Annotated in this window: 20 protein-coding genes and 1 pseudogene; 17 read left to right on the forward strand and 4 right to left on the reverse strand. The window is 65.5% G+C overall.

What is annotated here, in order from left to right; all coding sequences use genetic code 11:
* The first annotated feature begins 54 nt into the window (after positions 1 to 54).
* The 11 genes and pseudogenes from EV687_RS19395 to EV687_RS11200 all read left to right on the forward strand — a co-directional run bounded on the left by EV687_RS19395 (position 55) and on the right by EV687_RS11200 (position 8,503).
* A complete protein-coding gene (locus EV687_RS19395; protein ID WP_423201089.1) occupies positions 55 to 141 on the forward strand; it encodes a hypothetical protein in 87 nt (28 codons plus the stop codon).
* 558 nt (positions 142 to 699) lie between these two features.
* Positions 700 to 1,446, forward strand: coding sequence for a hypothetical protein (locus EV687_RS11155; RefSeq protein ID WP_122228794.1), 747 nt, complete (start codon positions 700 to 702; stop codon positions 1,444 to 1,446).
* A gap of 147 nt (positions 1,447 to 1,593) precedes the next feature.
* A complete protein-coding gene (locus tag EV687_RS11160; RefSeq protein ID WP_122228792.1) occupies positions 1,594 to 1,833 on the forward strand; it encodes an AlpA family transcriptional regulator in 240 nt (79 codons plus the stop codon).
* A gap of 10 nt (positions 1,834 to 1,843) precedes the next feature.
* Positions 1,844 to 2,722, forward strand: coding sequence for a ParA family protein (locus EV687_RS11165; protein ID WP_122228790.1), 879 nt, complete (start codon positions 1,844 to 1,846; stop codon positions 2,720 to 2,722).
* Positions 2,706 to 2,951, forward strand: coding sequence for a type II toxin-antitoxin system HicA family toxin (locus EV687_RS11170; protein WP_122228788.1), 246 nt, complete (start codon positions 2,706 to 2,708; stop codon positions 2,949 to 2,951). The genes EV687_RS11165 and EV687_RS11170 overlap by 17 nt, the downstream gene beginning before the upstream one ends.
* Positions 2,944 to 4,641 (forward strand): ParB family protein, encoded by a 1,698-nt coding sequence (locus tag EV687_RS11175; protein ID WP_122229015.1) that lies wholly within the window; start codon positions 2,944 to 2,946, stop codon positions 4,639 to 4,641. The genes EV687_RS11170 and EV687_RS11175 overlap by 8 nt, the downstream gene beginning before the upstream one ends.
* 17 nt (positions 4,642 to 4,658) lie before the next feature.
* Positions 4,659 to 5,219: a DUF2857 domain-containing protein gene (locus tag EV687_RS11180; protein ID WP_122228786.1), complete on the forward strand. Its 561-nt coding sequence runs from the start codon at positions 4,659 to 4,661 to the stop codon at positions 5,217 to 5,219.
* Positions 5,220 to 5,222: 3 nt separating this feature from the next.
* Complete coding sequence (locus EV687_RS11185) at positions 5,223 to 6,422, forward strand: STY4528 family pathogenicity island replication protein (RefSeq protein ID WP_122228784.1); 1,200 nt, start codon at positions 5,223 to 5,225, stop codon at positions 6,420 to 6,422.
* Between the two features lie 229 nt (positions 6,423 to 6,651).
* A pseudogene (locus EV687_RS11190) lies at positions 6,652 to 7,443 on the forward strand (PFL_4669 family integrating conjugative element protein); the annotation flags it as partial.
* Positions 7,444 to 7,544: 101 nt separating this feature from the next.
* On the forward strand, positions 7,545 to 8,102 hold the full coding sequence (locus EV687_RS11195; protein ID WP_122228782.1) for a DUF3158 family protein: 558 nt from the start codon (positions 7,545 to 7,547) through the stop codon (positions 8,100 to 8,102).
* Entirely contained in the window at positions 8,099 to 8,503 is a 405-nt protein-coding gene (locus EV687_RS11200) for a single-stranded DNA-binding protein (protein ID WP_122228780.1), read from the forward strand. The genes EV687_RS11195 and EV687_RS11200 overlap by 4 nt, the downstream gene beginning before the upstream one ends.
* A 290-nt stretch (positions 8,504 to 8,793) precedes the next feature.
* On the opposite strand, the gene EV687_RS11205 is transcribed toward EV687_RS11200, so the two are convergent.
* The 3 genes from EV687_RS11205 to EV687_RS11215 form a co-directional block, all read right to left on the reverse strand.
* On the reverse strand, positions 8,794 to 10,146 hold the full coding sequence (locus EV687_RS11205) for an FG-GAP repeat domain-containing protein (RefSeq protein ID WP_122228778.1): 1,353 nt from the start codon (positions 10,144 to 10,146) through the stop codon (positions 8,794 to 8,796).
* Between the two features lie 265 nt (positions 10,147 to 10,411).
* The gene (locus EV687_RS11210; protein WP_122228776.1) at positions 10,412 to 11,581 is read right to left on the reverse strand and encodes an aldo/keto reductase; all 1,170 of its coding nucleotides are present in this window, start codon (positions 11,579 to 11,581) and stop codon (positions 10,412 to 10,414) included.
* Positions 11,582 to 11,636: 55 nt separating this feature from the next.
* Positions 11,637 to 13,118 (reverse strand): DHA2 family efflux MFS transporter permease subunit, encoded by a 1,482-nt coding sequence (locus EV687_RS11215; RefSeq protein WP_122228774.1) that lies wholly within the window; start codon positions 13,116 to 13,118, stop codon positions 11,637 to 11,639.
* A 239-nt stretch (positions 13,119 to 13,357) separates the two neighbouring features.
* Between EV687_RS11215 and EV687_RS11220 the strand changes: the two genes are divergently transcribed.
* Entirely contained in the window at positions 13,358 to 13,954 is a 597-nt protein-coding gene (locus tag EV687_RS11220; RefSeq protein WP_165392824.1) for a TetR/AcrR family transcriptional regulator, read from the forward strand.
* A gap of 178 nt (positions 13,955 to 14,132) precedes the next feature.
* Here EV687_RS11220 and EV687_RS11225 read toward each other — a convergent pair whose 3' ends face one another.
* Entirely contained in the window at positions 14,133 to 14,864 is a 732-nt protein-coding gene (locus tag EV687_RS11225; protein ID WP_122228770.1) for a hypothetical protein, read from the reverse strand.
* 384 nt (positions 14,865 to 15,248) lie between these two features.
* Between EV687_RS11225 and EV687_RS11230 the strand changes: the two genes are divergently transcribed.
* The 5 genes from EV687_RS11230 (at position 15,249) to EV687_RS11250 (ending at position 22,710) form a co-directional block, all read left to right on the forward strand.
* Positions 15,249 to 17,267, forward strand: a complete 2,019-nt coding sequence (locus EV687_RS11230) for a DNA topoisomerase III (RefSeq protein ID WP_122228768.1) — start codon at positions 15,249 to 15,251, stop codon at positions 17,265 to 17,267.
* Between the two features lie 500 nt (positions 17,268 to 17,767).
* Complete coding sequence (locus EV687_RS11235; RefSeq protein ID WP_122228766.1) at positions 17,768 to 19,339, forward strand: DNA cytosine methyltransferase; 1,572 nt, start codon at positions 17,768 to 17,770, stop codon at positions 19,337 to 19,339.
* A 312-nt stretch (positions 19,340 to 19,651) separates the two neighbouring features.
* Positions 19,652 to 21,220 carry an ATP-binding protein gene (locus tag EV687_RS11240; protein ID WP_122228762.1) on the forward strand — a complete coding sequence of 523 codons (1,569 nt, stop codon included), beginning with the start codon at positions 19,652 to 19,654 and terminating at the stop codon, positions 21,218 to 21,220.
* Positions 21,221 to 21,546: 326 nt separating this feature from the next.
* On the forward strand, positions 21,547 to 22,119 hold the full coding sequence (locus EV687_RS11245) for a hypothetical protein (protein WP_122228760.1): 573 nt from the start codon (positions 21,547 to 21,549) through the stop codon (positions 22,117 to 22,119).
* A 339-nt stretch (positions 22,120 to 22,458) separates the two neighbouring features.
* Positions 22,459 to 22,710, forward strand: a complete 252-nt coding sequence (locus EV687_RS11250) for a hypothetical protein (RefSeq protein ID WP_122228758.1) — start codon at positions 22,459 to 22,461, stop codon at positions 22,708 to 22,710.
* Positions 22,711 to 22,727: the final 17 nt, after the last annotated feature.

Below are 22,727 nucleotides of genomic sequence, written 5' to 3' on the forward strand. Positions count from 1 at the left end.
TGCGCGGGCAACTACCGCCACCACAGCATGCATGGTCAGCGACGACGGTAGTTCGTGCGCCATGCTCGCAAACTGGGACTTCCTATCGAGCAGATCCGCAAGCTGATCTGCCTTTGGCGAGCGGCGCGAACACGCGTGTAGTTCGGCGGATGACGTGATCGGGGCGCACATTGCCAACATCGAGACATGACCGCGCTAGAAGTCGAGTGACCATTGCGCCATGCGTCTACCCGCTCAAGCCTCTGAGGCGCACGCGCAACAGCAACCGTGAGCCTATTTCAGTCAGACAGCATGCCGCGCTGGTCTGAGCCGGCCTGGTGCAAGCCCCACCACATAGCCCTCCGCCATCTCCACCGGCGCAGATCAGCATGCAAGCCGTGGCGTCGAGACCGAGAACGAAACAGCTGATGCAAGAGCGGTCTTGCAGATAAATCACCAAGCAACAACGCTCACGTAAGCGGGTACAAGCCCTATCCCGATGCGGCCCGCCGTGGCCTGCATCGAGATTGGGCTCCCGCGACAACCGGCAGTCAATAGCAAACGGTCTGTGATCACCAGGGACGGGGCATCTTTGCGATGAGCACGCGCGGGCACGCGCATTGGCTCGATCACCGCTCGCCCCCAACGAATTCATAGCGCCAGGAGCTTCCTGGCCCCAGGAGATTTGGATGTAGAGATTTGATCGTAGGAGATGGACGCATGCACGACAGCCCTCCCATAGCCAAGGTCTACTATCGCCCCATCGAAGCAGCAATCCGTTGGGCAGGCTTACTTAAGTACAAGAAGTACATCATTGGCCTTATCACGTCGCCACCGAGTATGCCGGAGACAGTCGATTGCCCACGCTGGACCGAACTGCGGCTTTGCAATGAGCGCATCTACGACGCCATCTTCAATGGCGAGCTCCCCTACGGACACCTTGGAATCACGCGCAGCGATGAGGCGCTTTGGGATTCGCCCGATTTGACAATCAGGCACGTAGATCTCAAGCGCTGGATGACCCACCACTACCCCGAACAGCGACCTGGATTCCTTTTCAGTCGTGCTGAGCGAATCTCTCATCCCACCATCACCCTGGAAACCGGACAAGCCCTGCTGGTCGAACGCCAAGCGCTGAAGGCGGAACTCGCGCAATGCCGTCAACAACTCCAGACGCTGAGAGAAGCGCACCAGAACCTTCTCAAGCAAAGTGAAACGATCCCTGCTTGCCATGAATGCCCGATCACCGATCGGGCCGAGTCCACCTACCAGCACATCATCGGCGGCATGCTCGACCTGATGCTGAGCCAGTCGCCAGCTGGCACACCCTATTCAAGCTTCAAGAGCCAAGAGGCGATCGTCACTGCGCTGGTTGCGAATCATGGCGGGATCATGGGGATCGCCGAGCGCACGTTGAACGGGAAGTTCGCTCAGTCACGCCGCAAACTCCGCGCTGCCACCGGTTAGCCTCCATCTCACTGATCACCACTTGCCGAAATTTGCAAGCTTGCATGTGCAGTCCGCAATATTGCATTTGCAGTGCATTTCCTCAATTCGCTCTATTTAATGAGGGTCACGCCAACAAACGCCACTAAGCGTTAAGGAGTGACCGCCATGTTGCAAACGCCTGCATTACCGCCGGGCGAACGCCGCATCCTGCGGCTAGAGGAGGTCGAATCCAAAACAGGATTCAAGCGCGCGCACCTCTACTCGCTGATGAAGAAGGGGGAGTTCCCTCAAGCGCTTCGCCTCGGCGTTCGTGCGGTGGGCTGGGACTCGGCCGAGATCGACCTCTGGATCAGCGAACGCCTCAAGAACAGGGTGCCGCAACCCTCCCTCTCACGCAACGGCTGAGGGGGAGAAGATGCGCGTCGTATCCATCATCTCCACCAAAGGCGGCGTCGGCAAGACGACGACCGCTGCCAATCTCGGCGGCATCGTGGCCGATGCAGGTCTGCGTGTTCTGCTGATCGACCTCGACGTGCAACCCACGCTGTCGTCCTACTACGAACTAACGCATCGCGCATCCCGTGGCATCTACGAGATGCTGGCGTTCAATGAGCGGGATTTCGAGCAATTGGTTTCTCGGACAGCCATCCCGGGCCTGGATCTGGTTCTGTCCAACGATGACCGGGGAGAACTGAGCACGCTGTTGCTGCATGCCCCAGATGGTCGCCTGCGCTTGCGCCACCTGCTGCCGGCATTGGCGCCGCTGTACGACCTCGTGCTGATCGACACTCAGGGTGCTCGCAGTGTCATTCTTGAGATGGCGGTGCTTGCCTCCGATCTGGCGCTGTCGCCCGTAACACCTGAAATCCTGGCCGCGCGCGAGCTACGTCGCGGCACCATTCAGTTGCTTGAGGACATCGCGCCGTACCGCCATCTCGGTATCGAGCCCCCTCCGCTGAACCTGCTCATCAATCGCGTACTTTCCGTTTCTTCGAACGCGCGATTGATCCAGCAAGCTTTACGCGACCTGTTCCAGGAGCATGTCGGCATTCGCGTGCTGGACACCAATGTGCCAGCCATCGAGGCCTATCCACGCGCCTCCACACGCGGCCTGCCGGTACACCGTGTCGAATATCGACAACCGCCCGGCAGAGTCGCGCCTGCAGCGCTCGACACAATGCGCGCACTCGCGATGGAGCTCTTTCCGCAGTGGCGCGACCGCCTGATCCTGGTGACCGGTCACCCACTGAAGGTTGACCGGTCAGGGAGGCTGCCCCATGGCCAACGCGCATGAACTGGCGCGCGGCCACAAGCGACTGCGTGCCCTGATCGAGTTTGCCATTGGTGAGGGCTGGCGCGTCAAGCGAACTTCCGGCGGGCACCTGAAGTTCACAAAGACCGGTTGCGCACCGATCTACACCAGTTCAACCGCCAGCGATCATCGGGCCGGCCTGAATGCCCGCGCGCAGATTCGGCGCGCCGACCGCCAGGGCCGTGCGGACCGGGGAACTGGTCATGGCTGATCTTACGCACCAGGAAATGGCCGGCAAGCTCATGGCCGCCGGCTTTGAGCGTAACGGCCCGTCGGCCACAGCGCTGAGCGACCCGATCGCCGACACCCCCATGGTCGTCACCCTCGATCAGTTGCGCCCCTACGATCACGATCCACGCGTTAAGCGCAACCCGGCATACGAGGAAATCAAGGCGTCGATACGCGAACGTGGGCTCGATGCCGCACCCGCCATCACCCGTCGTCCCGGCGAGCCCCACTACATCATCCGCAATGGTGGCAACACGCGGCTCGCCATCCTGCGCGAGCTCTGGGCCGAGATGAAGGATGAGCGCTTCTTTCGCGTTCCATGCATGTTCCGCCCTTGGCCGGAGCGCGGGGAGATCGTGGCGCTCACCGGTCACCTGGCCGAGAACGAACTGCGTGGCGGCCTGACCTTCATCGAGCGCGCGCTGGGCATCCAGAAGGCCCAGGCGCTCTACGAGCAGGAGTCCGGCAAGCCGCTGTCGCAATCCGAACTCGCCAGGCGCCTGACGACCGACGGCCTTCCGGTGCAGCAATCGCACATCAGCCGCATGCAGGATGCCGTGCAGTACCTGCTGCCAGCCATTCCCACCGTGCTTTACGGTGGCCTGGGCCGGCGGCAGGTCGAGAGGATCGCCGTGCTGCGGCGCGCCTGCGAGCGCGTCTGGGAACGCCGCGCGCTGGCCAAGCACCTCACGGTGGATTTCGCCACGCTGTTCCAGGACGTGCTGACCCAGTTCGACACCAAGCCGGAGGAGTTCTCTACCCGGCGAGTTCAGGATGAACTCATCGGACAGATGTCCGAGCTGCTACAGGCGGACTACGACACCTTGAGCCTGGAGGTCGACGACAGCGAGAGTCGGCAGCGGGCGCTGTTGAGTGAACCGGCACCGGACAGCACGGCCGCACCTCCTGCCGTCATACCTCCGCAGGTCCCGCCACCGGCCGCGACTACACCGCGTCCCTCACCACCTTCTGATGCACCCGCTGCGCCGGACACGATCCTGCCCACCGCGCCTCCGACCACACGTTCGACCGCGACGCCGACAGCGACAGAAGATCAGGGCCAAGCGCATCAGGACACCACCCAGCAGAACGATCGCGACCAGCGTCTGCAGGCACACATTGTCTCGCCGGCACCGACCACGGAACGGCTGCAATCCATCCAGCGCCTAGTGGCCGATCAGATGGGGGACTCTCCACCTGACTTCGAGGCCGACGCGCTGCGCGCAATCCCTGTCCAGGCAGGCGGCCTGTATCCGATTTCGGACGTCTGGTACATCGAGCCCGGTCTCGATGTACCCGATCGCTTGCGCGTCCATATCGCTCAGTTCGCGTGCGAGATCGCCGAGGAAGCAGGACTGGCCAGCCATGTCCAGCCGAGCACCGGGGGCATCGGCTTCGTTTGCGGGGCGCCCAGGGCGGCCGCGGCGCTCCCCGATGCGTCTGCCCCCGTGCTGAACCTTCTGAGCGCGTTGAGTGGGCATCAGGAAGGGGTGGCGCGATCCGATCCCGCCCGTCTTGCCGATGACCTGGCGCCGATGCTGCATGGCTGGGGTGGCACAACCTCGCGCCTGAGCGATACGGCGCTGGTGAAGCTGTTCCGGCTGCTTCGATTGGCACGCCGCCTCGCCGATCTGGACGCCGGCATGCCATCCGCCGATGCGGGCAGCCCCTGAGCGCGCGGGAGATCAGCATGTCGGCACCACATCCGCTCAACCAAGCCGTGATCGCCCAGGCGCTGCACGACCTGCGAAACGGTCAGCTTCGCCGCTGCAAAGCCATGGGCTTCGGCGAGGAAGAGCTGGATGCACTCAAGCATCCGGCGCTGGTGAGCGTGCTGGCCAATGCCAACGTGTCCTGGTGCTCCGTATCGGTGAACCGGGACGTGCTCAAGCGTCTGCTGACCCAGGTGGACGACGTGGAGAAGGAGATCGCCACGGTCGACCGGATGCTGAAGCTCGGTTCGAGCACCGAGATGATCAGCAAGTTCTTCGGCTTGACCCACCAGGAAGTCGCGCTGCGTCGGAACATCCTTGGCCTGCCCAAGCGCCGGGGACGCTACCCGGTGCTGGACGAAGCGCAGGACGTGGCCTTGTGGCGGCAATGGCAGGCCGGCATGAAGGAACGCGGCATCACTCCCGGCGACGAGACGGAGATGCTGGCCCTGACGATGGACCTGGCCGAATCCATGGCGGTGCCGATGTCGGTGATCTGGGCAGCGATTCGCAGCTGGATCGAACAGGGACAGGTGTAGACGATGGCGACGGACGCGTCGCCAAGGCGGGCAGGCCCCGTTGCGCTGTCCGCGCTGTTCGACGAGGCCCTGCAAAACCTGCAGCCGCCGCGGGGAGCGGCATCGCCCCAAGACGGATTCCTTTTCAGCGGCAATCGCCATGAAAGCGTGCCGAGAACGCTCTTTCTCGACAAGCGCCTGACCCCGCTGGAACGCAACGCCTGGCAAGTCTTCCGCTTGCAGTTGAACGGCGATGGGCTCACCGCGTTCCCGACCTACGATCAGCTCAGGCCCTACCTGGCCTCGATGCCGTGTACGGCACTGGCCTCTCACGAGACCATCGCACGCGCGCTCACACTGCTGCGCCTGACGCGCTGGATCAGCCTCGTGCGTCGCCGGCGCGACCCCAAGACAGGTCGCATCCAGGGCAACCTCTATGTGCTGCACGACGAGCCTCTGACGCCCTTTGAAGCGATGCAGTTGGATCCTGATTACCTGGGGCTTGTGAGCCAGGCGCTTACGCATGCCAGCAAGGCGGTGCAGATCGTGGGCCTGCATACCCTGAAGGAGATCGCCGACGATCCGCTGGTCAGCGGCCGCACGCTGCCGTCCCGCCTGCAGGTGTTGGCGCAGCGGATGGCCGAGGGCGGATTCGGGCCTGGCAGTTATCCACAGGACGGCGTCCCTCACGAATCCGAAGAAGGCCAGGATGCCCTTCTTCGGAATGGCGCGCACCCGTCTTCGGAATCCGAAGCAGGCCCGAAAGCCGCGCCAAACGGCTCACTTCGGATTCCGAAGACGGGCCGTACAGTACTGAAAGACAGTATCAATGAAGTACGTACAGTACCGCGCGCACGCGGGCTGCACGACCTGCAGCTGCCCGAGCGCTTCCTGGCCCTGAAAGACGAACAGCAGGCCGGCGCGCTGGTGGCCCTTCGGCAGGTGGACGAAGGGCAGCGCCAGGCGGTACTCGACGAATGGGCGGCACGTTGCCGAAGCAGCACGGTACGCAACCCGGCCGGCTACCTGTTCGGGATCATCCAGAAGGCCATCCGCGGCGAGTTCAAGGCATGGGCCGGCGACGCCGCTCAGCCAACAACTCCTGCGGCAACATCGCCACCGCCCGCTGCGACGCCACCATCGGCCAGCACCTTCACCCCAGCGGATCCCGAGGTGGTGCGCGCGCACATTGCGCGGTTGCGCGAAGTCCTGCGCAGAACATGAGGCAACGAGCTATCCCCCGGGGATAGCTGGGACAGACAGCCTTCCGGCACGCCGCCGTCGCCAGCACACAACCCTGGCCTGCGGCAGAGCTATCCCCGGGGGATAGCTGGGACACACGGCCTTCCCGCGACAGACAAACCGGGCGGGCGTCGGATGCGGTTTGTTGACTGACGGCCTTCCGGGCAATCCCGATGCTGGCGACTCGTTTCTTCTTCAGCGAGTCGCCCACATGGCCAACGAACCTCTGCAGCTCAACCTCGGATCGCTGCGCAGCGCGATGACGCTGACGCTCCATACGCACCATGCGTCCCGCATCTGGCATGGGCGCGCGCCCGCGGAAGGACGCCCGGGCATCATCGGTCTCAACGGCTTCATCGGCAACATGAACAAGATGAAGCGGGGATCGGAGCAGGACGATCCCTACAGCGACTGGTGGATGTTGCGGGTCGAGGAGAAGCTGGAGCAGACCAAGGCCACGCTCCAAACACTGCGCGAACAGGTGGACCAAGCGCTTGCCGACGTGCCGCCGGCACTCAGCCTGGGCGAGAACCTGAACGTCCAGCCCGTGAAGCTTCCGCTGTTCGTCAATGCGCAGCTGGGCTTCATGGCCGTCTACCTGCTGGCCGACTACGACGATCTCGCGCGCAAGTTGATCCTGGCCCATCACACCGCCCTGATCGATCGCGGCACGCTGGAGCGCTGGCTCAACGACGGCGCGCACGCGCTGCGCAGCCTCTTCAGCTTGGCCCAGCAGTATCGCTATTCCGGCTGCACCCGCGACGACTTCGCGGCGAAGAACGCGGCGGCGCACGCAGCGCTGGAGAAGTTCGGCGAGCTGCCGCAGGACGTGCTGGAAGGCGCGCGACGGTCCCGTTTTGCGCCGCCGGTGCTGCGCCGCAGTCCGCTGTCTGCGACGCCACGCACGCCTACCGAGGCCAGGGCCAGTGCTCTTGCGGAACCGGCGGATGAAGTTGGCGGCGGTGCGTCTGTCGACACGCCCGTTGATGCGTCTGCGGAAGCATCTTCGGATCTGCCTGCGGAGGATCCGGCGCGACCCGACAAACCCAGGCGTTCGAGGAAGTCCACCAAGGCAGCCGAATCCGCCGATGGGGATGAACCGGCATGACCGGGGAATTGCCCGAAGCGCGCTGGCACTTCGCGCCGCTGGAACAGGCGGACTTCCAGCGGCTGGAACACGCGGGCTACCTAAAAGGCCTTTTAAGCCCTTTGCCTTTTAAAGGTAAGGGGAGTCTGGAGACCTGGGCCAGCCAATGCGTGTCACTGCGCGACGGCCTGATCGCGCTGGCGACGCAGCGGGTACTGCCGCAGGCGCGTGCCTACCCCTTCAATCTCCTCGACGTGCATCTGGCCCAGCAGGCCACTGGCGCAGGCACAACCTTCCTTCGCTGGCGCAACACCGATCGTTCATCCATGGGGGTGGCGCTGTGGCAGCGACTGATCGCCAGCCCCGCCACGCCCGAGCGCCTGATCGACGACCTGTACGCAATGGAGCGGCAGCGACTCGTGCTGAACATGCAGATCAGCCTCACCCACAGCATCGCCCGCCAGGCCCTTGAGTGCGCCAGCAAGCTGGCTCAGGCCGAAGCGGACTACCTGCGCCGCATCCACCCCAGGGACGGCGCGTCGATTTCCCCCACCACCCCCCAGGAGGCACCATGAGCACCCACTTCTACGGCGAAGGCAACATCGGCTCCGCGCCGGAGTATCGCGAGTTCCCCAACGGCAACGAAGAGCCCCGCCGGCTTCTTCGCCTCAACGTTTACTTCGACAATCCAGTGCCCAAGCCGGACGGCTCGTTCGAGGATCGCGGCGGGTACTGGGCACCGGTCGAGTTATGGCATCGCGATGCCGAGCACTGGCAGACGCTGTACCAGAAGGGCATGCGCGTGCTGGTGGATGGCCGCACAGTCCGCGACGAGTGGGAAGACGCCGACGAGAACGAGCGCGTTACCTTCAAGATCGAGGCCCGGCGCGTCGGAATCCTGCCGTTCCGTGTCGAGTCGGTGAAGCTCAGCTCCAAGCCGTCGAACGCCGAGCACGAAGGCGCCGCGGACTCGTAGCGTGGGCAACTGGCGGCGGCGAGCCTCGCCGCTGCCACTTTGCGACGACGCGCCCGCTGCTGTGACAGGAAAGGGTTTGACGACGACCGATTCCTGACTCAGCCCACGGGTGGTGACATTCTCTTGAGCCGAGGGCCTTGCGGCCTTCGGCGCTTTCTCTCCTACCTATCTGCAATGCCGAGCTGAACCAGCTTGCTGCCACACGAAACAGCGTGCCGCCGCCCTGATGTCGCAAAGGCGAGTGTCATCCAATGCGCGGCGGCGTCCGCCGACTACGGTTGTGCGCGGCTTCAGCGACGCTGAAAGGCGGAGAATGGCGCGGGGGCGGGTAGCTTTGGCGATTCCGGCATGGTCGCACGGTAGCCCTCGACATCGCTCAGCAGCAGGCGTGCCTGCGTACTCCAGCCGCCGATCAGCACGTCGGTCTTGCCGTCGCCGTCGAGATCACCGGTGCTCGTGCTCCAGCTGCGTCCGACCGTGATTCCCGGCACGACGTCCAGCGTCGCGTCGGTAAAGTGGCCCTTGCCGTCGTTTCGCCACGCACGCATCTGAAGCGGGACGAAGCCGGGCACCTGCACGGCGCCAACCAGCAGATCCTGCGCGCCGTCGCCATCGAAGTCCACGACGGTTCCGGCCCAGCTAGAGAAGGTGTGCGCCGGCAGCCGCGCGGCGGTCTCGTCGACGAAGCGTCCCTTGCCGTCGTTGACCAACAGCCGCGTCTGCGGGTCCTTGTCCCATTGGCCGTTGTTGCTGGTGATGTTGAAGAAGAGGATGTCGTTCAGCCCGTCGCCGTTGGCGTCGAACACATGGACCTCGGTCGTTTCCATCGGCACGCGCAGGTCCAGCCGCTCCGAGGCGTCAGTGAAGCGTGCCGCGCCATCATTGATCAACAGGCGGTTTGGCTGGGTCGGGCTGCCGACGACGATGTCCAGATCGCCGTCCCCGTCCATGTCGGCCAGGGCCAGGCCTCCGGTCTGGTCGTCCTCGCCGGGCAGGGTGTCGCTGGCGTCGCGGAAATGCCCCGGTCGTGCCGGATCGTTGAGGAACAGGAGGTTGCGAGCCGGGACGACCTTGCCGCCGTGTCCCTGTTCGCCGGTGCTGCCGACGAGGATGTCCGGGAGGCCGTCCCCGTTCAGGTCGCCCACCGCCAGGGCGTTGCCCTGACTGGAGCGTGGCAGGCGGTCGCTGACATCGGTGAAGCCGCCACGTCCGTCGCCGAAATACAGCTGGTGGACCTCGTCCTCTTCTGCCACGAACACCACGTCGATATTGCCGTCGCCATTGAAGTCGGCCGCTCTCACATGCTCGTTGTCGTGCATGACGTTGCCGAAGGCGCCGGGCACGTACTTGAACCTGCCGCCGCCCTCGTTCAGATAGAGGCGGTTGACACCGTATTCGACCGCGATGACGGCATCGAGATCGCCGTCATTGTCGACATCGACCAGAACCGAATCTAGCGCGTTGAGTTTGGGCGCAAGCGGAACGTGGGTGGCAGTGGCATCGTAGAACACGGACGTGGGCAGGTCCGGCCTGGAGAAGAAGGCGTGTTCGGATGGATGGGGGGGCGTCTGCTGAGCGATCGCCGGCATCGCCGCGAATGCGTAAGCCAGCAGCGTCAGGCCGAGGGGTGCGTAATGCTTCATCTGATTTCCTCCGTTTTCGTGTTTTCGCGCTGCCCACGGCCGCGGGTGATGGCCGCGGTGCGGGAATTGTCGTAATTGGTCGCCGCTGGACTGGCCCCGCTATCGCGGACACCGATCACCGCGACAGCGCTCGCCGGCGCTTCAGCATGCAATGCCCGGTGCGCCCCATGGCCGTGTTGCCGCGCTTGGACCGCGTGGCAACATGCCCATCGACTTTTTCCCGGCCTGCAACTGCGAACCGCGACGCGGATGAAGAGATCTCCCGTCATTTTTTGGGCGGGGCTTCCACGCCCGACCAGGAGAGAACCGTCTCCTGCAGGCGCTGGCCCCGCACCTCGATCTTCGAAGCGGCGGTGTTCAGTTCGGCGAGCTCTTGCGGGGTGAACCTCACCGAGCTCGCGCCGAGGTTTTCCCGCATGTGCTCGATGTTGGTCGTGCCCGGAATCGGAACGATCCATGGCTTCTGCGCCATCAGCCAGGCGAGGGAGATCTGGGCGGGGGTGGCGGACTTGCGCTCGGCCCAGGCGCTCACTAGGTCGAATAGGGCCAGGTTGTGTTCCAGGTTCCCGCCCTGGAAGCGCGACGCCTGCGGCCTGGGGTCGTTGGGGCCGAAAGCGGTGCCCGGCTTGACGCGGCCGGCCAGAAAGCCCGTGCCCAGCGGGCTGTACGGCACGAAGCCGATGCCGAGTTCCTCGCAGATCGGCAGGATCTGCTGCTCCGGCCCACGCCACAGCATCGAATATTCGTTCTGCACCGCCGTGACCGGCAGCGCGGCATGGGCGCGGCGCAGGGTGTTCGGCCCCATCTCGCTCAGACCCCAGTGCAGCACCTTGCCTTCGGCCATGAGATCCCGGACCGCGCCCGCGACGTCTTCGATCGGAACCTCGGGATCGACGCGGTGCTGGTACAGCAGGTCGATGCGGTCGGTGTTCAGCCGCACCAGCATGGCTTCGACGGACTGCCTGATATGCTCTGGCCGGCTGTTGAAGCCGCCGAGCGCCTTGCGGGTCTTCAGATCGACGTTGAAGCCGAATTTGCTGGCAATGACGACGTCGTTGCGGATCGGGCGAAGCGCTTGCCCGACCAGTTCCTCGTTGGTGAAGGGACCATAGATCTCGGCGGTGTCGAAGAAGGTCACGCCGCGGTCATGGGCGTCGCGGATGAGCCTGATCTGCTCGCTCTTTTCCCCGGCCGGACCATACTCGCCGATCAGGACCATGCATCCCAGGCCGATGCTCGATACCTCCAGGTCACCGAGCCGGCGTCGACCTTCCACACGGGCGGTCCGAGGCGACGAGGCCGCAGGTGTCGATTGCGCAAATGCCGTGGAGGCCAGGCCGCACAGGAGCGGCGCGAGGGCAACGCCGCCGGCCGCCGCCAGAAATTCGCGGCGAGCGAATTGTCTTTTCGAAATTCCCGGACCATCGTTCTTCATGAGGTGGCTCCTTTAGTGGACGTGTCTAGCGGAAAATCCGGCATCCTGCGATGGCTCATTCGATCTCTTTGCAGGAAGCTGGGCGGTGTCTTCGGGCGATCAGGGTGAGGGCCGCTGCGCCGACCACGGCGATGAGGGCGATGACCGATGCACCGATGTAGGCGTCCTGGATGCCGGAGGCGATACCGCTTTCCGGTCCGGCTCGGGTGGAGCCGATGGACATGAGCGTGACGAGCGTCGCCGTGCCGGCGGCGCCGGCGAGCTGCTGCACGGTCGAGAAGGTCGCGCTGCCGTGCGAGTAGAGCGAGGCGGGGAGCGGGCTGAGCGCCGAGGTCATCAGCGGCGTGAAGAGGAAGGCCAGGGCGATGTGCATCACGGTGAACATGGCCATCGCCAGCAGTGGAGAACCGTCCTGCGAGAGGGTCAGGGCGAAGACCACCTGCGACAGGGCGAGCAGGATGGCCCCCGGCACGACGAGCGGGCCGGGACCGACCCGGTCGTACAGGCGCCCGACGATCGGCGAGAGCACTGCCAGGAGCAGGCCGCCCGGCAGCAGCAGCAGGCCAGTGGCGAGCGCGCCGACGCCCAGCCCGTCCTGCAGGTAGAGCGGGAGCACGGTGAGCGTGCCGAACAGGGTCATCGCCACCAGGGCTGTGACGATGATCGCGGCCGCGAACTGGGGCGTGCGGAAGGTGCGCAGGTCCAGCAGCGCGAGGTCGTGACGGGCGAGGCGTCGTTGTCGGACGACGAACACCAGCATGAAGAGGGCGCCGCTGACGAGCGGGATCCAGGGGGCGATGGGCGCCTCCCCGTGTGCGGACTCGCCGATGCTCGCAAGGCCGAACACGATGCCGCCGAATGCGAGCGCGGAGAGGACGACCGAGAGCACGTCGATGGGGACGCGGCGCGTCTGCGTCACGTTGCGCAGCCGGAAAATGCCCAGCAGGAGCATCGCCGCCGCGATCGGCAGCACCGTCCAGAACAGGAAGGTCCAGTCCAGCACGCTGAGCACCGCACCCGACACCGGGGGGCCGAGCGCGGGCGCGGCCGCGGTCACGATCGAGATCGTCCCCATGATCGAGCCGCGTCGGCGTGCCGGCACCGTGTGCAGCACCGCCGTCATCAGCAGGGGCATCATCACCGCGGCGCCTGCCGCCTGCACGATGCGTCCGGTCAGGAGCATGGGAAAGCCCGACGAGAGCGCCGCGATCAGGGTGCCGAGGCTGAACAGCGACATGGTGGTGATGAATGCCTGGCGGACGCTGAAGCGCTGCAGCAGCAGGCCCGAGGTCGGGATCACGATCGCCATCGTCAGCAGGTAGGAGGTCGTCAGCCACTGGGCCGTCGCCGCGGAGATGCCGAGATCGTGGATGATGCTCGCCAGGGCCACGTTCATGATGGTTTCGTTGAGCACGACCACGAAGGTCGAGACCACGAGAATGCCCAGCACAAGCGGCGTGCCGGGTGCGAGGCGGTCGTCGGTGGCTTGTCCTCGCCCGCCCGCGAGGGCATGCTGCGTCGGGAAATCGCCGATCACTCACCGCCTCCCGTTTCCGACACGAGGTTCCGTATCCGGGTGATGCGATCCGATCGCCGCATCCGGTGGATGGAGGGCGCATGTCGCGGCCCTTTGCGCCCAGGTCCGCGCCGCGCGGCGATAATGAAGGGTGTCTTCGTCATGGCGTTTGAAGTCCTTAGCGCTCGCTAAGCGGAGTGCCGCTCCACTATAACCGGAGTTTAACTCCACTACACTCAGTCTGCGAAGGAGGTGCAACGTTGGCAACAGATCCCCCCGCGTCAGGTGAGGCGGCTCCGCTCCGGCGGGCAATGCGGCTCGACGCCCGTCGAAACCGGGAGCGGGTGCTCCTTGCCGCTCGCGAGGTCTTCGCCGAGAAGCAGCACGATGCGTCCATGGACGATGTCGCGAGACGGGCGGGCGTCGGTATCGGCACGCTCTTCAGAAATTTCCCTAAACGCATCGACTTGGTCCGAGCGCTCTATGAAGAGGATCTCCAGCAGCTCGGTCCACTCGCCGCAGAGCTGGCGATAACGCACAAACCCTGGGAGGGGCTCGTCGAATGGCTGCAGGCGTTCGTTGCCTTCTCGCAGGCGAACCGGGCTATTATCTGTGAGTTGAGCCAGCCTTCCGAACGGGATCCCGAGTTCGACCGCCGCGCTCGAGAACAGATCGACGACGCCGTCGGCAACGTGCTGGACCGGGCGCTTGCCGCCCGCGCGGTGGACCCGGACCTCACCCCAGGTGACCTCGTGCAACTCATCGGCGGCATCGTGCTATCGATCGCTGCTGATGAGACGCGGAACGACTACCTGCTCAACCTCATGCTGCGAGGAATCCGGACACCGCGAGAGTGACCCAGAGATGTGAAGGCGAAGAGCCTGGCGTACGTGTTCGGGTTGCTCAGCTCCGGCCTACATCGTCCAGTGGGCCTGCCGGAATATCTGCTGAGGAATCACCTCGCCAGGCGATGACCGGCCGACTACGAAGGCCCGGCGGCATGGAGACTGCCGCCGGGGGCTTGCTGCTTCTCCATCAAGGTATCTGCTGGGTCTCCAGGCTCTGGCGGTACTCCAGTTCGTCCTCGCGATCCAGGTCGCGCCAGCCATCGTCGGCGCCGGCCATCCCGCCGGCTTCGATGAGCACCAGTCCCGCACGTCCCGCCTTGTTGTAGAGCAGGCGGCCGCGGCAGTTCAGGGTGTCGCCGTTGAACATGCGGTCACCCTCCGGGTCGTACTCGCCCGTCATGTCACCGTCGGCCTCGATCGCCCACTCGCCGACCGCCGCCCACAGATCCGCCGTGGCGGGGCATTCGATGTCCATCTCGGGCTCGTCGGGGAACGAGGCATTGCTCTCGGCCATCGCGCCGGCCACGTCGTCATCGTCGTAGATCGCCTCGGCCAAGGCCTGCCGGGCATGCGAGTCATAGAAATCGGCCACGCCGACGTACACGCCCACCGATCCGGCGCTGGCCTTCAACGCGTCGATGCATGCCGTGGTGACCGCAGACGGGTTCATGCCTCCCTCGGAGAGACCGAGTTCCCCGACCCGCGCTTCCCCCATCGGCAGGTGGAGCACATAGACCTCGGCGTCGTCGAGGTGGTAGTCGAGCTTGGGATCGGCCTCTTCCACCGCGAGGGCCGCGTGGGTGCGATATCCCAGCAGTGCGGCGATGATTTCAGACAGGTGGGAACGCTTGACCGTCAGGCCTTGTGCGGACAGCGCCTGGGAAGCCGCATAGGCGGCAGAACGTACGAGATTGCTCATCCGAATACTCCGAAGCTGTTCGATCGGTGCGCTGGACGTTTTGTCGCGATCTCGAACAGCCGGTATCCCGGATGGTTGAACGCGAAGGATGCTGCAGGAACTGCTGATTGCCTGTTTCAAGCTGTCCAGAGCTTGGGCGGGCGCCTGACTCAAGATCCTACGCCCGAGAACCGTTCCTCGCAACTGACCTGCAGGCGTGCCCCCAGCGCCCACCGGAAGCGGCTGTAGCAGCCATCCCCCGCCTCCCATGCGCCAGCGTGGTGTCCGTGCAGTGCACCTGCACAAGTGGGTGTCTCCCGCTTCCGTGTTGTTTGCTGTCGCACGCCCGCCTGATGGGAATGCTGACGCTCATTCGTAGATCGTCACGCACATCCAGGAGGCTTCATGCGCGTGTTTCTGTGCGAGAAGCCTTCGCAAGGCAAGGACATCGCCCGGGTGTTGGGCGCCGGACAGCGCGGTTCCGGCTGCTACAGCGGTTCCGGTGTGGTCGTCACCTGGTGCATCGGTCATCTCGTCGAAGCCATCGCGCCCGAGGGCTACGACGAACGCTACAAGCGCTGGTCGATCGACGACCTGCCCATCATTCCCGAGCGCTGGCGCGTCCAACACAAGGCGACGACCGCGGCGCAGTTCAAGACCGTCAAGCAGTTCGTCGGCCAGGCCACCGAGCTGGTGATCGCGACGGACGCCGATCGCGAGGGCGAGATGATCGCCCGCGAGATCCTCGATCTGTGCGGCTATCGCGGCCCGATCCAGCGCCTGTGGCTGTCCGCGCTGAACGACGCGAGCATCCGCAAGGCGCTGGGTGCGCTGAAGCCGTCGGCCGAGACCTTGCCGCTGTACTACTCCGCGCTCGCCCGATCGCGAGCCGACTGGCTCATCGGGATGAACCTGAGCCGGCTGTTCACCGTGCTCGGGCGCCAGGCCGGCTACACCGGCGTACTGTCGGTGGGCCGGGTGCAGACACCGACGCTGAAGCTGGTGGTGGACCGCGATCGCGAGATCGCACGCTTCGTCTCCGTCCCGTTCTGGGCGATCGACGTGACTCTGGCCCACGCCGGCCAGTCGTTCACGGCGAACTGGATCCCTCCGGCAGGTTGCACGGACGACGCCGGCCGCTGCCTGCAGCATCCCGTGGCCCAGCAGGCTACCGAGCGCATGCGCGCGGCCGGCACGGCGCAGGTGCTTTCGGTCGACACCGCACGGGTTCGCGAAGGCCCGCCGTTGCCGTTCGATCTCGGCACGCTGCAAGAAGTGTGTTCCAAGCAGTTGGGCCTCGACGTGCAGGAAACGCTCGATATCGCGCAAAGCCTCTACGAGACCCACAAGGCCACGACCTACCCGCGCTCGGATTCGGGCTACCTGCCGGAGAGCATGCTGGCCGAAGTGCCGGCCGTGCTCGATGCCGTGCTCGCCACCGATCCCGGCGTGCGGCCATTGATCGACCAGCTTGACCGCACCCAGCGCTCGCGCGCGTGGAACGACGGCAAGGTGACCGCGCATCACGGCATCATCCCCACGCTTGAGCCGGCGAAGCTGTCCGCGATGAGCGAGAAGGAGCTGGCCGTCTATCGCTTGATCCGCGCGCACTACCTCGCGCAGTTCCTGCCGTTCCACGAGTTCGACCGCACCGAGGCACGGATCGCATGCGGCGGCCAGTCTCTGCTGGCCGTCGGCAAGCAGATCGTCGTCACCGGCTGGCGCCAGGCATTGGCGGCCGCGGCGCCCTCCGAAGACGATGGCGAGGACGCGCAGCGCAGCCAGGTGTTGCCGGCGCTGCAGGCGAACGCATCTTGTCAGGTCGGCCACGTCGAGCTGAAGGCGCTGAAGACCTTGCCGCCCAAGCCGTACACGCAGGGCGAGCTCGTCAAGGCGATGAAGGGCGTGGCGAAACTGGTCACCGATCCGCGGCTGAAGCAGAAGCTGAAGGAGACGACCGGCATCGGCACCGAGGCGACCCGCGCCAACATCATCAAGGGACTGCTCGAACGCGGCTACCTGCTGAAGAAGGGGCGTGCGGTCCGCGCCTCGGATGCTGCCTTCACCCTCATCGACGCCGTGCCCGGCGCTATCGCCGATCCTGGCATGACCGCCGTTTGGGAACAGGCACTGGACATGATCGAAGCCGGCCAGATGACCCTGGACAGCTTCGTCGAGAAGCAGTCGTCATGGATCTCCCAGCTCGTCCAGCAGTACCGCGGGGCGACGCTCTCCATCAAGCTGCCGCCATCCCCGGCGTGTCCGCTGTGCGGCTCACCGATGCGCCAGCGCACCGGTAAGAGCGGGGCGTTCTGGTCGTGTAGCCGCTATCCCGACTGCAAGGGCACCCAGCCCGTCGAATCGTCGTCGCCGAGCAAGCGTAGCGCCCCGCGCAAGCGCAGCAGCAAGACCAGGGCGCACTGACGCCCACGAACCCCGTTGCCGCGCCATCCCGGTGCGGCACTTGTCCCGCCTCCCCGGCGGGAGTCCCCAGCGCGCGTCTCCTTCTGCAACGGTGTGCGCGTCCCGTCCGGCCAACCCGGCGGGACGAGAAGGCCATTCCCTTCCACGAATCGCGCTTGCCGCCATTCCGCTGATCGTTCTTGCTTGCATCCACCGCGAGAGGTCTCCCCACGGCTTGCCGGCCAGCGCCGCACGCGAGTCGTCGGGAGACCTCTCGGGTCGACCGTACTCCGTACCGGCGCCCACCGGTGAAAAGACGGGCTCCCTTTGTGCGCGGATGTGTGCCGAAGGATATCGACCCCAACCACGACACGGGTCGGGTGACTGCTGATGCAGCGACAGGCTCCACCGACGGCCACGTCCTGCGACAGCCCACGGGTGGTTTCTTCCTCCGCAGCCGAAGGCGCAAGCCTTCGGCGCCTTTCTCCTGCCTACCCACCCCCTTGAACAGGAGATTGCCCATGAACCCCCACCCCCCGACCGCCCTGCGGTACGGCAGCGTATGCAGCGGCATCGAAGCCGTGAGCCTGGCGTGGCAGCCCCTCGGGCTGGAACCGGCCTGGTTTGCCGAGATCGATGCCTTCCCGAGCGCGCTGCTCCACCACCGTTATCCCGGTGTCCCGAACCTCGGCGACATGACCGGGATCGCCCGCCAGGTTCGCGCGGGCCGCGTGCCCGCCCCGGACATCCTGGTCGGCGGCACCCCTTGCCAGTCTTTCAGCATCGCCGGCGACCGCCTGGGTCTGTCCGACCCGCGCGGCGCGCTCACCCTTGCCTATGTGGAGTTAGCCAATGCCATCGATCAAGCCCGTACCAAAGACCACCGCCCGGAAGCAACGCTCGTCTGGGAAAACGTCCCGGGCGTGCTCTCCGACCGCTCCAATGCCTTTGGCTGCCTGCTGGGTGCACTTGCCGGCGAAGGCCATGCGCTCGAACCGGCAGGGCCGCGCTGGACGCACGCAGGTTGTGTGTCTGGACCCCGCCGCCGCATCGCGTGGCGCGTCCTCGACGCTCAATATTTCGGCCTCGCCCAGCGCCGTCGCCGTGTGTTTCTTGTGGCAAGTGGTCGAAACGACCTCGATCCCGCAGAAGTACTTTTTGAGCGCGACGGCCTGCGTGGGGATTCTTCGCCGGGCTTCGCGCCGTGGGAAGACGTTGCCCACGCTGCTGGCGCTCGCCCTGCGGCAGCAGGCGGCTATGCAGGACTGAACCCACCCTACGGCAAGGTGACGGTCACGCTCGGCTTCGGCGGCGGCAACACCGCGGGGCCGATCGACGTCGCCGCCTGCCTGACCGCGGCGCCCGGCCCCAAGAATGATTTCGAGGTCGAGACGTTCCTGGCGCAGTCGGTGACCGGCAGCATCAGTCACACGCTCAGCACCGCTAACGGCGGCAAGGGCTGCAGCGAAGATGGCACCGGCCGCGGCATTCCGATCATCGCCTTCACCGCCCAGGATCACGGTGCGGATGCTGCGGTGGAACTGGCGCCGACGCTGCGCGCGGGTGGACACCGCCACAGCCATGCGAATGCGGGGGTGGTGCCGGCGATCGCCTTCGCACAGAACTCGCGTGGCGAACTGCGCTACGAAGCAGGCCACGGGCAGATTGCAGGCGTGCTCTCCACCGGCGGGGGCAAGCCGGGCCAGGGCCGGCCGATGGTGCTGAGCCTGGCGTTGCGTGGCCGCGAGCAGGGCCTGGTTACTGAGCTGGGCGACGAGATCGCGTCGGCTCTGCGCGCAAGCAGCGGCGGCAGCGACAAGGGCCATGTGCTGGCACCTGACCTTGAAGCCCATTTCCGCTACACGCCGATCGAGCCTGGCGGGACGGGCTGGCCGCGGTGGCAGGTGCGCAGGTTGATGCCGGTGGAGTGCGAACGCCTGCAGGGCATGCCGGACGACTACACGCTGGTGCCGTACCGCGGCGAACCTGCATCCGATGCGCCTCGCTACAAGGCCGTCGGCAACTCCATGGCCGTGCCGTGCGTCGCGTGGCTGGGAGGGCGGCTGCTCCAGGCGATGCAGAAAACCGGGTAGTCCGCGACCGCCATTCCCCGGCGACGCCGCCGCGCCGAGCTTTCATTCTCACGCCATGCGCCGCTGATCCGTCAGCGCCATGCCAGCAGCCACGGTCTTCCAGGCTGCGATGCGGTCTCCCGCACCGACCGAACCAGTCCGCGCCGCATCACACCGGCGGACGCACGCCAGCCATGGCGTCGATGCCTCTTCTTTCCTCACCTCGCCCGGTAGCTGGCCCATCCAGTTCTGCCATCGCCTGCGCTCGCCTTGCCTGAGCGCCATTCCTCCACGCGCCTCGATGGGCGCATCACTTGTCCAAGGAGTTCAACCATGTCCACGATTCGTCTCAAGACCAATCAGCACCGCCTGATCGCCAACCTGCGCCATGCGTTCAACCAGACCTCCATGCTGGGCGAACTGCTGCAGAACGCCCGACGCGCCCAGGCCACATACATACACGTCACCGCATACGACGATACGCTGACCGTCGGCGACGACGGCACGGGCATCGACGATCTGCAAACCCTCATCCACATCGCCGAGTCCGGCTGGGACGACGCGCTGATCGCCCGCGAGAACGCCTTTGGCCTGGGCGTGTTGTCCACGCTGTACTTCGCCCGGCGCCTGAGCGTGCGCTCCATCGATCAAGCCTTTCAGGCAGATACCGCAACCATCATCAGCGGCGGCGACGTCGAGGTGGTTCGCGCGCCACTGTGCAACGGCACCGAGATCCGCCTGGAGGGCGTTGCTTCCCCGCAGGCGGGCTTGGGCTTGGCCGAGTGGGTTCAACGCGAGCTTGCGCGGCTGTGCGAGGCATTCCCTGTCCCCGTGCTGTTCAACGGCGTCGAGATCGCCCGGCCGCTTTCCGACCCCTCCCTGCAATGGAGGCAGACCGGGATGGGCCGCGTGCTGCTCGATCTGTCCGCGTCGCGCACCCAGTGGCGATGCTTCCTGCAAGGGCTGCCCATCGGCACGCAACCCACGTTCAGCAACCACCATCAGGTCATCCTGCTGCGCGACGATCTGATCGCCCGGCTTCCGGATCGGCAGCATCTGCTGAACGAGACGGAGGACCACAAGCGCATCCAGGCCGCGATCGATCAGGCCTATCGCGAGACCCTGATCGAAGCCAAGGCACGCCTGACCGGCAGCGAGTTCGTCGAACGGTATGGATCGACATGCCTGGGCTCCTCGAACGCCGACCTGCTCAACGACGTGCCATTCGCGCAGCGAAGCTGGTTCCGGGACTGGGCCGGCGAGCCGCCCGGCTACCGGCGGTACTGGGAGCGCTACGTGCTCGAAGGCATTGTCCCCAAGGAGGCGCTCGAAGCCACCGGCGTCTGGCACGTCGAGGAAGATGTGGTCGACGAACTGGTGGCACAGGTCTATCTGGAGGCGCGCGAAGCCTTCCTGCTCGAAGAAGCCCACCTCGATCCCGGGCATTGGTTGAATGGCCTGGTCAAGACCGTCGATCCGAGCCAGATCGTCGTCAGGCAAGGGGCGACCCTGCATGAGGATGCCAATCCTCCGCTGGCCGACTATCCGCTGGTGCTGAAACTGGTCGAGACGCTTCAGGTCAGCCTGGAAGGCGAGCCGGGCGACTATACGGTCGAAGCCGTGCGCCAGGGCGAGACCCTCTACCTCACGCCTGGGACAGATCAGGTCACGCGGCTTGTCTGCGACTACATCTTCGACGATCGCTACGACGAGAATCGCGAGGATGAGGACGCGGACGCCATCGCCACCTTCATCGCCGTGGGCCGTTCGCTGGATCCGGCCGCTGTCGTCAGTGCTTTGCTGCCGAACTCGCTGCGCCACAGTCCGCTGCAGCGGTTGGCCGGGGCGACCGTACACCTGGTGTTCGATGGCGAAGGAAAGCTGCAGGAAGTCACGTCCTGAGCCCATCGCATGAACGCTCCTTCGGGAGCGTTCTTTTTTCATCCGTCCTCGAATAGGGCGCCCCCGGCTCCCCATTCCGGCATGACGGCCGCCGCGATCCGGCCGAAGCTGCCGCGCATGCGTCGCTGATCCGTCAGCACCATGCCAGCAGCCAAGGTCGTCCAGGCTGCGCCGCGGAGCCTTCCGCGCCGACCCACCCGTCCGCTTCGCATCGTCCCGCGGACGAACGCCCCAGGGCGTCGATGCTCGTTCTTCCTTCCACCCGCACGGGATACCCACATCCCGGCGGATGCGGCACGTCCCGTCTTTTCAAGCAGGAGTGCCACATGGAAACCCATCTGACCCAACAGCGCATCACCCTCAAGAACCTCAAGGTAGCCGAGTTCGCCAGCGAGGAAACCCTGTGCTTCACCGCCACCGTGCTGTTCGACGGCCAGGCCATCGCCTATGCCAAGAACGACGGCCAGGGCGGCCAGACCATCGTCTGGCCCTGCGTGCTCGGAGAACCCATCCGGGAACAGATTCGCCAAGCCGCGGCGTACGCCGAGACGCTTCCGCCCGAAGTGACCGACTATCCCGACCCCGACGACAGCACCCGCCGGCTGACCATCGACATCACGCTGGACTATCTCGTCGATCACCTGGCCGAGACGATGCACGCCGAACGCAAGATCCGATCGGCGTTTCAGCGCGACATCGGCAACAAGGTGCTGTTCGTGAAGGACGGCAGGCTGCTGTTCGTGAAAGGCGCCAAGCTCAAGGCCATCGCCGACAAGGCCGCCTACTTCGCGTCGCTGCGCGCCCGGCAGGACAAGCCCGTCGTCATCCTGGCCGAGCTGCCGGCAGACGAAGCGTTCGCCCTGTGGCAGCAACATGTCGTCAAGGACGATCCGTCCTGATCCGCCCGCGTCGTCGTGTGCCCATCCAAGCCCCGCATTGCGGGGCTTCTTTTTGTCCACGGAGTTCGGCAATCGGGGCGCTGACCACTTCCCATTTCGGCATGACCGAGGCGCACAACGCGATCGATGCTCGCTGACATGCGTCGCTGACCTTGTCAGCACCATGCCAGCAGCCCGGGGTTCGGGGCTGCCGCGGGATTTCCCGCGATACCCACCAGTCCGCCTCGCATCGCACCGCGGACGAGCGTCCACGTGACGCAGATGCCTTCGTGTCCAACCCCTCGGGAGTTCCATGCCCGTCGGGCCATGGCCTCCCGGTTCCTTCAGCCAGGAGAACCCATGTCCCTTGCGTCCACATCGGCGCCGTTGAGCGTTGCACAAGCCCGTGCCGATTCCATCGGCTATCTCGCCCTGGTCTATGCGGACAAGCGCCTGCCCCTGCAGGTGCGTCAGAGCGCCGCCGGCCACTACATCGGCACTGCCGACGACGACGGACCGGTCTCTCGTGAGTCCGTCGAGTACTTCCGTTCCCACCACGCGGCAGGCCACGCCCTGGCAACGGGGCGTTGGCAGCAGCGTCTCCATCCCTGACATCCAACCATCCGGAG

The organism is Corticibacter populi (assembly GCF_004217315.1).
Lineage (GTDB): Bacteria > Pseudomonadota > Gammaproteobacteria > Burkholderiales > Burkholderiaceae_C > Lampropedia > Lampropedia populi.

Excerpts from the sequence above, each read along its gene's own strand:
- EV687_RS11235 (WP_122228766.1), top strand. The coding sequence starts at position 17,768 with ATGAACCCCCACCCCCCGACCGCCCTGCGGTACGGCAGCGTATGCAGC.
- EV687_RS11250 (WP_122228758.1), top strand. The coding sequence starts at position 22,459 with ATGTCCCTTGCGTCCACATCGGCGCCGTTGAGCGTTGCACAAGCCCGT.
- EV687_RS11210 (WP_122228776.1), bottom strand. The coding sequence starts at position 11,581 with ATGAAGAACGATGGTCCGGGAATTTCGAAAAGACAATTCGCTCGCCGC.
- EV687_RS11245 (WP_122228760.1), top strand. The coding sequence starts at position 21,547 with ATGGAAACCCATCTGACCCAACAGCGCATCACCCTCAAGAACCTCAAG.
- EV687_RS11160 (WP_122228792.1), top strand. The coding sequence starts at position 1,594 with ATGTTGCAAACGCCTGCATTACCGCCGGGCGAACGCCGCATCCTGCGG.
- EV687_RS11175 (WP_122229015.1), top strand. The coding sequence starts at position 2,944 with ATGGCTGATCTTACGCACCAGGAAATGGCCGGCAAGCTCATGGCCGCC.
- EV687_RS11205 (WP_122228778.1), bottom strand. The coding sequence starts at position 10,146 with ATGAAGCATTACGCACCCCTCGGCCTGACGCTGCTGGCTTACGCATTC.
- EV687_RS11170 (WP_122228788.1), top strand. The coding sequence starts at position 2,706 with ATGGCCAACGCGCATGAACTGGCGCGCGGCCACAAGCGACTGCGTGCC.
- EV687_RS11180 (WP_122228786.1), top strand. The coding sequence starts at position 4,659 with ATGTCGGCACCACATCCGCTCAACCAAGCCGTGATCGCCCAGGCGCTG.
- EV687_RS11185 (WP_122228784.1), top strand. The coding sequence starts at position 5,223 with ATGGCGACGGACGCGTCGCCAAGGCGGGCAGGCCCCGTTGCGCTGTCC.
- EV687_RS11225 (WP_122228770.1), bottom strand. The coding sequence starts at position 14,864 with ATGAGCAATCTCGTACGTTCTGCCGCCTATGCGGCTTCCCAGGCGCTG.
- EV687_RS11230 (WP_122228768.1), top strand. The coding sequence starts at position 15,249 with ATGCGCGTGTTTCTGTGCGAGAAGCCTTCGCAAGGCAAGGACATCGCC.
- EV687_RS11240 (WP_122228762.1), top strand. The coding sequence starts at position 19,652 with ATGTCCACGATTCGTCTCAAGACCAATCAGCACCGCCTGATCGCCAAC.
- EV687_RS11195 (WP_122228782.1), top strand. The coding sequence starts at position 7,545 with ATGACCGGGGAATTGCCCGAAGCGCGCTGGCACTTCGCGCCGCTGGAA.
- EV687_RS11155 (WP_122228794.1), top strand. The coding sequence starts at position 700 with ATGCACGACAGCCCTCCCATAGCCAAGGTCTACTATCGCCCCATCGAA.
- EV687_RS11200 (WP_122228780.1), top strand. The coding sequence starts at position 8,099 with ATGAGCACCCACTTCTACGGCGAAGGCAACATCGGCTCCGCGCCGGAG.
- EV687_RS11165 (WP_122228790.1), top strand. The coding sequence starts at position 1,844 with ATGCGCGTCGTATCCATCATCTCCACCAAAGGCGGCGTCGGCAAGACG.